This is a genomic window from Pseudoalteromonas luteoviolacea (assembly GCF_018100925.1).
Classification (GTDB): domain Bacteria; phylum Pseudomonadota; class Gammaproteobacteria; order Enterobacterales; family Alteromonadaceae; genus Pseudoalteromonas; species Pseudoalteromonas obscura.
Genome location: NZ_JAGJEH010000030.1, coordinates 1 through 9,201, shown reverse-complemented (window position 1 = coordinate 9,201; position 9,201 = coordinate 1). Strand labels below are relative to the sequence as shown.

The following is a 9,201-nucleotide window of genomic DNA, read 5'->3' as shown; positions in this document are numbered from 1 at the left end:
ACAACGAGCCTAGCTGCAACTGGGCTCATTAATTAAGGAAAACACCATGTTAAGAGTAAAGATATATCACCATACCTTTGGCGGTCATTTCGTATTAAACGACACGCTTACCGACCAACACATGCTGAGTGTTTTGGCCACAGTGGACCCAAGCGGGACCATTTTAGATGGCGTAAACGGCAATGTACCAGCGGCGTTTTGTATTTTCCTAGGGCAGAGGTTATATGAGTGCAAGCAATTAGCCAAGGTTAATTTAGAGGTAAGTTTTACCAAGGAATTTACCAACCGTTTTGGGCACATAGCCACTTTATGCATTGATGACTCCAAACCGTGGGACTTTGAACTAGAAAAGTTTGTGATATTCCCAGAGCACCGAGTAGAACGCGTGGAGGATGCAGCATGAACCCTATGATTAAAGCGATAAAAGCAGCACAACGCGCAGCTGGCATTGATCAGGTATGCCATGTGAAAAACGTCAAGCAAATTAGTGGCGGATTGACCAACAGCTGTACTGGCCTAACACCTAATCAGCAACGGGCATTGCTAAAACGCTATCAGGATATAGCTCCTAAGCAAGAAATGCCAAAGCAACTTAAGCTGATTTATAGCCTCTGGGGTCAATTGGCCAGTGCAGGAAAAGTCGAAAAAGACTCAAAACAGGCATGTGATGCTTTTTGTGAGAAGTTTTGTGACGGTAAGCGCCTGTACAATGCACAAAGTCACTGGCAAGCAGTGATAGAGATTTTAAAACAATGGCTACATCGTAAGGAGACGAATCATGCCTAGAGGTGAACCAATCCTAATTAACCCAGATAGACCGCTTTACGAAGAGGCCCAGTACGATAACTTGCCGCCAAATATTAAGCGTATTGGCAAGCTTAGGACTAAATGGGACAAAACAAGAGAAATGCAGGCCGCATCAAATGAGTTCAGCATTGAGCAGCTATTAGAGGAATTAGACGATGGCTGAGCATGAATTGGATGCATCTTTGCTGCCACACGGTTTGAGGTTGTTTGTGGAAATTATGGGGCTGGATGATGCAGTAAACGCCTTAAGTGAAGAGCAGGGCAACTTGTTTTTTATTCCCGACAAGCCAACGCCTAACCATGAATTTTGTAAGCGGTTTAGCGTGGATATGGCAAGGGCGCTTAGTAACCATGCTGGCAGTACTTACCAAATCCCAAAGCTAGACAAAATAATGATTCAGCTGCGGAACATTAAATTGAGAGAGGAATTTAAGCAGGGCGCTTCTGTCCAAGATTTGGTAAGACGCTATAAGTTGACCAGACAAATGATCAACATAATAGTGACCTCCGAAGCCGATGGCGCACCGATATTAGTTGGCGATGCGCATAAGCAAATGGAGTTGAAGTTGTAGTTTAGTTGGAAAGAGTGATCAGCCTTCGTTGTTAGGTGTGGGGGCTGGTTACAGGACTCCCTCTCTAATCTCATTAGCTCCATACTTCTTTGTAATCCGAACCGATTGCTCTAATGCCGAGTCTATAGAGCTCTCTCCCGAGATTATTCTATTTGCATGCAGCAAGAACTTCTGCTCAATATGGCTCTGAAGCCAAGTTATTTTTTCAAGTTCTAGACTGGCAAACTCGCTCCTTTCCTCTTCATTACATAAATCTGAAATTATTTCTAGACATATGCGATCTTCCCACCATAAAGGTACATTTTTTTCTTCCCTACCTCTTTTGACGACTATACTAATGCGTGCCAATAACTTTTGATAAGATGAAAAATATAGCCATAGTTTTTCTCCTGCAAATAAACGATTTTGTTGAATGCGAGCGACATTTCCACCATAGATACAGCCAATATCATCATCTGTTATTTCGGGGTAGTTTTTAATTTTTTTGTTGCCAAAATATTCGCCAAATTCCTTCTCATATAAGACGTTAACTAGAGTTAAAAGTGAAGGGCGGTTACATCGAATTTCAATTAAACCTTTCCATAAAAGATCTATTGAGTTCAATACCATTTCATGGCCTTTTGCATTCGTTGTACGATAGTGATTCTCTATAGCTGATAAAGTCGCATTGTCTTTTTCAAATCTGTTCTTCAATTCCAGTAGCTTTGCGTCATATTCATGTTTTATTGAGTTTTTTAATCTAGTATCAAACCAGTTTTTCAAAACAAAGGAAACCACTCCGCCACCGAAAGCACTTGTAGCCAAAATTTTTATTAGTTCTAAATCCATAATTTTTCCATTTATAATTTATAGCTTAAGTTTAGTTACGGGACGCAATACAAACATCTAAAGCTGTGGAATACAACGACTCATACTCACTTTGTAGAGCGTGTAGCATTGAAATACATTGAATTAATGTCGTTTCAATACGCCTCTCTAAAACTTCTTTTGAACGAGGGTAACTACCAAAGACGACCTCTTTAGTCTGGTGATTTGGCTGTGCATATGCACCAAAAGTCCCGCTGTAATTCGGGTGTGAAAACTCTGATAACATGTTGTAGTGCTTTCTAAAAGCGCCACCCAATTCTTTATCTACGGAATCAATACAGGTTAGTACATTTATTTTTTCTGGAAATTCTTCGTCGTTGGACCAACCAAATATTAAACGCTCAACTATTTTTTCAAATTTTGAGCGGTCCTTATTATTAGTAAAGCTTTTCAATTTTGTCTGAACATACCACACAACTGCTATCGTTTCCTGTGCAGCTCTAACCGATACAATAGCAGCGACTAACAAATTAGATTTGTATAGGTGGTAAGCTGATTCTGATAGCTCAACAAATCTAAAAAGAATCGCTTCGCGGCAAAAATCACAATCGAAAATAGGCTTAATAGCAATATCATTAAAAGGTGGTTTAATGGAAGAACGAAGCTGTTTTTTAGATTCCAAAAGTCCTTGAATCGCCTCATCTAAGCTTTTATACACTGAATTTCCTTGTTCTAACTATAATAAGAAACTGATATTGTACAAAAGTAAAGGGGTAAGTTCACTTGTTTGCAGTCCTTGAAGTTTTATTTTAGCCTACATATAACTACTAACATTTAAGTCACGTAAAACATTTTACACCTAATATCCCACCTCTAATTTGCCAGACTAGCCATGTGATCAACCACATGTGGAAATGGCATGGAAAAACTAAAACAACAACTCATTGGCCATGAAGGATACGAGCATAAAGTGTATGTTTGCCCTGGCGGCTATCAATCGATAGGCGTTGGTAGGAACCTAGAACAAAGAGGCCTGACCGACGACGAAATCAATTACCTACTTAACAACGATATTGCTTATTTTACTGCCCAAGTTGAAAAGCACATCGACACCTCTAAATGTAACCCCGCCCGCAAAGCCGTACTCATCAATATGGCGTTTAACCTTGGCATTCATGGACTGCTTAACTTCAAAGAAACCATCGCAGCTGTAGAACGCGGCGACTGGGATACCGCTGTAATTGAAATGTTCGATAGCCGCTGGGCCGTTCAAGTTGGTGAGCGTGCTGACCAGTTGGCCGAGCAAATGAAAACGGGGGAATGGTATGACGCCTGAACAAGAGAATCAGTTGTTTCAGTCAATTGGTCATATCCAAGCGACCCAAGCCGCAATTTTAAAAGAAGTGACTGATATTAAAACCGACCTGACAAAGCGCGTTGATAGCATTGAAGTGCGTGTCGAAAAGGTTGAAGAAAAGGTCACACATAACCGTATTAAAATCGCGACTTTGGGTGGTGGCGCGGGACTCATTGTAGCTATGGCTGCTGAAGTGCTAAAACTGGGTGGAGGCGCTTAATGGCACACCCAGAAGATAAAAAGAATGCGGTGCGGCACAGCTATGTGAATGAGCTTTTGGCACTGTCTGTTGCTGCTATTAAACACACAGTCGCAGACAGCACAGCGAGGCGCTGGAAAAGCGAAGCCAAAGCAACCGGCGATGATTGGGATTTAGCCCGGGCAGCCGCACGCAAAGCGACTGGCCCGGCAGGTGAATTTACCCAAGACTTTATAGAAGAATTCACCATCCAAACCAATGCGACCTTTGAGCTCATCAAACAAGATGAAGGACTATCAATTGATGGCCGTATCAAAGCGTTAAATCAACTTAGCGATACATACTCAAAAATCATGAAGCTTAGCGGCGGTAATAAGTCCATTGAAAAGCGTGCTGTTGCAGCGGATGTCATGAAAAAACTAGCGGGCTTTGTATCTAAGTATCACCCCGATTATGCGCCGCAATTGGTTGAGATCCTAACCGCCTTTGGCCCTCAATTAAGCAGCATGTTGGATGACTAATGGCTGATATTAGTAACAAAGAGTTCTTAGAAGAATTAGAGCAAATCACATCAGCGCTGAGAATTGATATCGAAGCCAAACAACGTGATATTGACCCAAGCCCTGAAGCAATTTTAGAGCGAAGACAACGCGTATTAGGCGGTGACTTTGAGTTTTTTGTTTATACCTACTTCCCGCATCATATGTGGTTGGATGAAGGCCAAAAGCCAAGTGAGTTCCAACAGTACTTTATGGATTGGTTTCCCAAAGCCATTGACTTAAACAACTACTGGAAACATTGGTTTGTTGCCCCCCGTGGTGAAGGTAAATCCACTTTAGCTGTAAAAATCGCGCCAGTATATATAGCGGTTTTGGCACTGCTACAGGATGAAGCCGTATGCGAAGAACTGGGTCTGACCAAGCCCAATATTTACATCGACTTTGTCATTCTGTTTGGTGCTGAAGCAAAGATGCCCGCAAAAACTTTAGAAGTGGTAAAAACTGAGTTATTGAGCAATGGTAACCTGATATTGGACTTTCCCGAAGTCTGCGCAAAGTCGCCACTTTGGAAAATCGGTGAATTTGCAACCCCCCAAGGTGTGCGCTTTGAAAGCCGTGGGTCGGAACAATCTGTCAGGGGTGCATTCCACGGCGCAAGCCGTCCTAAGTTACTTTTGTCTGATGACATCATCACCGATAAAGAGGCCAAATCAGCAACGGAAAGGGACAATCGCTGGGCATTTTTAGAAGCTGCGGTGCAATACCTTGGCCCACCAGGTAAAGGGGTTAAATTCCTTGGTGTTAATACAGTGCTTAACAATGACGACCCCATATCAAGAGCTGAGCATGCTGCAGGCCATATCGTGCATCGCTTTAAAGCCATATCGCAGCTCCCTGAAAACATGGAGCTTTGGGAGCAATGTCGTGAGCTCATGCTTTACAAAGACAAGGAGTTTGAGAAACAAGCCGCAGGTAAAGGGCGAGCAGTCGCCCTTGAATATAAACCCAGCTTTAAGTTTTGGATTAAGAACAAAAAGCGCATGTCCAAAGGCGCAAAAACCAGCTGGCCAAGTGTGCGTTCGCTCTATGATTTGATGGCAATGCGAGCCTCAAACAAACGAGAGTTCAACAGAGAGATGCAAGGCATTGCCAAGTCAGATGAAGAGCAGATCTTTTATCGCTTTGAGACTTGGGTTAACCGCTTAAACCTGTGGACACCGTATGGTGCATGTGACCCAAGCATGGGCAAAACAGCCAGTGCTGACCCAAGTGCTTTACTTGTTGGCTTTTGGGCAAAAGAGCTTGGGCAATTGCACCTTGAATATGAAAGCCGAAAAGTACGCGGCCCAAGCCGCCTTTTGAAAGATTTGATTAAGCTGCAGCTTGAATACAACTGTTTGGTTTGGGGATTCGAGAACAATAACGCCTTTGATTTTATGCGCCAAACCTACATCAAAGATGCATTAGACCAAGGCGTTGCTTTGCCGCTTAGAGGTATTACGGCCACCGTGCCACAAGAAGAACGCATCGAGGGCTTAGAGCCCTTTGTGATCAACGAACCTGCACAGATTCTTTTTCATACCCGTCGAAGCCGATTACTTATGGACGAGTTAGAAAATTGGCCAGAGAAACAAAGCCTCCACCATTACGATTTAAGCTGTGCGCTCACCATTTTATGGATGATTGCTAGCACTGGCGCGGGTGGTATTCCCAAAGTGAGAAGCCGAAAAGTAACCAAATCAATAGGGGGCTATCATGTCTAAACCCCATCTTTCATACAAAGGCTATCGCGCATTACAAAAAGCCTTTTCGATGAGTAAAACAGACCCAGCACTGTGGGCCATGATGCGAGAACTTCCCAACCCAGATCCAATATTGCGCAAAGCTGGTAAAAGCTCGCTGATATATGACGAAATAGCCCGTGATGCCCATGTTATTGGCGAGCTACGCAGTTTACGCTCTGGTATGTTCGCATTTAACGCGGAATTGGTGCCAGGAGGCAATGACGAGACAAGCATGAAAAGCTTTGAGATTGCCAAGACACTCATGGCTTCAAGCCCCGCGAAAAACACCCAGTGGATGGACATTGATTGGCACAACTACAGTGCGATTTTACACGGTTTTGCAGTAACCCATTTAGGCAAGTTCGAAAAGCAAGATAACACGTGGATACCTAGCACAATTGAACAATGGCCAGCAGGGCGCTTTGCTTTTAATTCAGATCATGAATTGCTTGTTAAAACCCGCGAAAACCCCGAAGGCGAGCCCATCAATGAAGACAGATGGACGTGTGTTAGGCATATGCCTGAGGCCAAAAATCCATACGGAATTGCACTACTCAGTAGCTGTTTTTGGCCTTGGATGTTTAAACATGGCGGCTTTAAATTCTTCGTTCAGTTGTGCGAGCGTTTTGGTGTTCCGTTTCCTGTTGGGAAGTATCCTATTGGTACACAGGATAAGGAAATAGGCGAATTGCTAGAAGGGCTAGCTAAGTTGATCACTGAAGGTATTGCCGTTATTCCTGACGACGCAAGCTTAGAAATCATTGAAAGCAAAATGTCTGGTGAGCCAGTCCAATTGCAGCTTATCAATTTGTGTAACTCAGAAATGAGTAAAGCGCTGACGTCGCAAACACTCGCCACAGAGCAAAAAGCCGGTGCACGTGCAGCCAGTGAGACACACGCTAAACGTGCTGGCGAAAACCAACGGGCTGATAGGGCGCTTGTATCTGGTTATCGCAACCAGCTATTAGAGACCATCCATAGGGTCAATTTCGACGGTGGCGAACCGCCAAAATACGTCTGGCGTGACAAGAAAGAGATCAACCTCGAAACAGTAAACGTGATTCGAGAATCAGCCCGTATGGTGCCTGTTTCCAAGGATTATGTGTACAAAACATTGGGTATTCCAGAGCCCCAACAAGGCGAAGAGCTTTTAGAAATAAAAGACGATGGCCAAGGCATCGCTAGCGCACCAAAACAAGATTTTTCAAGCGACCAACAGGGCACTGATATCCCTATTTTTGACGAATTTGACCAGGCGACTGACGCCGAAATTAAGAAGATTTTTGAGTTTGCCAAACAAGCAAACAACCTCGACGAACTAAAACAAAACATCCTTGATGAATTCCCAAACATCTCCAATTCAGCCTTGGCTGAAGTCGCCGCAAAGGCACTTGAATTGGAGGTTTTAGAGGGAATGAACGAGGCAAATCAACAGGAGATTTAACCATATGAATGCGATACCTGAAGGCTTTTTAAAAGATGGTAAAGGCAACTTAGTAGCACTCACGAACGTGAAGCAAACTGACCTGATAAAAGACGAATATGTCAAAAAAGCGATAGAACTTGCAGAGAAACAGCAACAACAACTTGCCGATTTTAAGCAGCAACAAATGGATGAAGCTGACGACTTTTTAGACCTGTTGGCACAAGAATATGGTGTGAATTTGGGTGGTAAAAAAGGCAATTTAACACTGCGATCTTTTGACCACTCGTTGTCTGTGAAAATACAAATTCAAGAACGCATTGAGCTTGGCTCCGAACTACAAATTGCGAAAGAATTGATAGATGAATGCATTAGTGAATGGACCGAAGGTGGCAATCAAAACATCAAAGCCATCGTCAATAAAGTGTTCTCAACTGACAAGCAAGGCACTATCAATCCACAACGTATTTTGAGTCTTCGTAAGTTAGAAATCCAAGACGAAACAGGCAAATGGCAAAAGGCCATGGACATCATTGCCGAGTCTGTAAACACCATTGATAGCTGTCGATTTATCCGGTTTTACAAGCGAGATGAGCAGGGCGCTGATCAAGCAATTTCTCTTGATATAGCCAAACTCTAATATGTCCGATACCCAACCCCAGTATGGCCAACTCGTAAAATTCGACGAGGCCATTTCAAATCTAAAATCAAAAGTTCAAATACCAACTGAGTCATACAAAGATTTACTTGGTCACATTCACGCAAGAGCGTTTACCGTTGCTGGTGCTACCAAAACAGAATTGTTGCATGACTTATATAAAGATGTACTTGCTGCGATTGAAAATGGTGAAACGATCACTGACTTTAGAGCGCGCTTTGACAAAACCGTTTCAAAACATGGTTGGTCTTACAATGGAAAACGTGGTTGGCGAACTCAAGTAATTTATCAAAACAACAAAAACACCGCACGCGCAGCTGGCCGATGGCAACAGCAAGAACGGATAAAACATCGTAGGCCATATCTTTTATATTTAACTGCAGGAGATTCGCGAGTAAGACCGCAACATAACGCGTGGAATTATATTCTTTTACCAATTGAACATAATTTCTGGCACACGCATTATCCGCCGAACGGTTGGAACTGTAGGTGTAAAGTAGTGAGCATGAGTGACGCTGACATTAAACGCATGGGAATAACTGTTACACCTGATTCGGCTTTAACCTCATACCAAAAACCAATTCCCGAAGTTGATCCAAAAACTGGTGAAGAGCTAGAACGATTGCCGGGTATAGATTTAGGTTGGGATTACAATCCAGGTCTTGCATGGTTAGGTGCAGACAAGGCAACAGGCCAAATGCTTGCAAAACTCGATCACCAAATTCGAGAAGTCGCCACGCCAATTTTTAATGCAGCTATAAATGAAGGCAAAGATTATTTTAAATCTCAGGTTTCGACAGCTGCTGCTGTAACGCGCGTTTCGAGTTTGGATAAAAATACATTTGTTTTTAGACATCCCAAAGTGAGTTAAACCTTCTCCCGTTTACCATTTCATATCTGTATTAAATCTTTCATGTTTGCATTGATTTTAGTATCCAGTTAAGTAGAGTTGTATTGTGAAGCAATACAAGGATATAACGTTGATGAACTCTCTGATTAAAAAATCCAATGACATAATACAGACTGTGCAAACAGATGGTTCAACTGTGGTTCAAATTGCCGGAGATAATTCGGGTGATATTGTCATCAATGAC

Annotated in this window: 13 protein-coding genes; 11 read left to right on the top strand and 2 right to left on the bottom strand. The window is 42.8% G+C overall.

Annotation, left to right across the window (positions count from 1 at the left end; translation table 11 throughout):
- Positions 1–46: 46 nt before the first annotated feature.
- The 4 genes from J8M00_RS27760 to J8M00_RS27745 are packed head-to-tail and all read left to right on the top strand — an operon-like array spanning position 47 to position 1,379.
- Positions 47–403 carry a hypothetical protein gene (locus tag J8M00_RS27760; protein WP_211013607.1) on the top strand — a complete coding sequence of 119 codons (357 nt, stop codon included), beginning with the start codon at positions 47–49 and terminating at the stop codon, positions 401–403.
- The gene (locus tag J8M00_RS27755) at positions 400–786 is read left to right on the top strand and encodes a phage protein GemA/Gp16 family protein (RefSeq protein ID WP_211013606.1); all 387 of its coding nucleotides are present in this window, start codon (positions 400–402) and stop codon (positions 784–786) included. The genes J8M00_RS27760 and J8M00_RS27755 overlap by 4 nt, the downstream gene beginning before the upstream one ends.
- Positions 779–970, top strand: coding sequence for a hypothetical protein (locus tag J8M00_RS27750; RefSeq protein WP_211013605.1), 192 nt, complete (start codon positions 779–781; stop codon positions 968–970). The genes J8M00_RS27755 and J8M00_RS27750 overlap by 8 nt, the downstream gene beginning before the upstream one ends.
- The gene (locus tag J8M00_RS27745) at positions 963–1,379 is read left to right on the top strand and encodes a Mor transcription activator family protein (RefSeq protein ID WP_211013604.1); all 417 of its coding nucleotides are present in this window, start codon (positions 963–965) and stop codon (positions 1,377–1,379) included. The genes J8M00_RS27750 and J8M00_RS27745 overlap by 8 nt, the downstream gene beginning before the upstream one ends.
- 48 nt (positions 1,380–1,427) lie before the next feature.
- Here the strand turns inward: J8M00_RS27745 and J8M00_RS27740 are convergent, their stop codons facing one another.
- Together J8M00_RS27740 and J8M00_RS27735 are read right to left on the bottom strand one after the other, a co-directional pair.
- Positions 1,428–2,207 carry a hypothetical protein gene (locus J8M00_RS27740; protein WP_211013603.1) on the bottom strand — a complete coding sequence of 260 codons (780 nt, stop codon included), beginning with the start codon at positions 2,205–2,207 and terminating at the stop codon, positions 1,428–1,430.
- Between the two features lie 31 nt (positions 2,208–2,238).
- A complete protein-coding gene (locus tag J8M00_RS27735) occupies positions 2,239–2,904 on the bottom strand; it encodes a hypothetical protein (RefSeq protein WP_211013602.1) in 666 nt (221 codons plus the stop codon).
- Positions 2,905–3,105: 201 nt separating this feature from the next.
- Here J8M00_RS27735 and J8M00_RS27730 point away from each other — a divergent pair, with 201 nt between their 5' ends.
- The 7 genes from J8M00_RS27730 to J8M00_RS27700 are packed head-to-tail and all read left to right on the top strand — an operon-like array spanning position 3,106 to position 8,978.
- A complete protein-coding gene (locus J8M00_RS27730) occupies positions 3,106–3,522 on the top strand; it encodes a glycoside hydrolase family protein (protein ID WP_211009944.1) in 417 nt (138 codons plus the stop codon).
- Entirely contained in the window at positions 3,512–3,763 is a 252-nt protein-coding gene (locus J8M00_RS27725; RefSeq protein ID WP_211013601.1) for a hypothetical protein, read from the top strand. Before J8M00_RS27730 ends, J8M00_RS27725 begins: the two co-directional genes overlap by 11 nt.
- Positions 3,763–4,263, top strand: a complete 501-nt coding sequence (locus tag J8M00_RS27720; protein WP_211013600.1) for a DUF1804 family protein — start codon at positions 3,763–3,765, stop codon at positions 4,261–4,263. The genes J8M00_RS27725 and J8M00_RS27720 overlap by 1 nt, the downstream gene beginning before the upstream one ends.
- The gene (locus tag J8M00_RS27715; RefSeq protein WP_211013599.1) at positions 4,263–6,005 is read left to right on the top strand and encodes a hypothetical protein; all 1,743 of its coding nucleotides are present in this window, start codon (positions 4,263–4,265) and stop codon (positions 6,003–6,005) included. The genes J8M00_RS27720 and J8M00_RS27715 overlap by 1 nt, the downstream gene beginning before the upstream one ends.
- Complete coding sequence (locus tag J8M00_RS27710; RefSeq protein ID WP_211013598.1) at positions 5,998–7,470, top strand: phage portal protein family protein; 1,473 nt, start codon at positions 5,998–6,000, stop codon at positions 7,468–7,470. Before J8M00_RS27715 ends, J8M00_RS27710 begins: the two co-directional genes overlap by 8 nt.
- 4 nt (positions 7,471–7,474) lie before the next feature.
- Positions 7,475–8,089: a DUF3164 family protein gene (locus J8M00_RS27705; protein ID WP_211013597.1), complete on the top strand. Its 615-nt coding sequence runs from the start codon at positions 7,475–7,477 to the stop codon at positions 8,087–8,089.
- 1 nt (position 8,090) lies between these two features.
- Positions 8,091–8,978: a phage head morphogenesis protein gene (locus J8M00_RS27700; RefSeq protein ID WP_211013596.1), complete on the top strand. Its 888-nt coding sequence runs from the start codon at positions 8,091–8,093 to the stop codon at positions 8,976–8,978.
- Positions 8,979–9,201 lie beyond the last annotated feature (223 nt).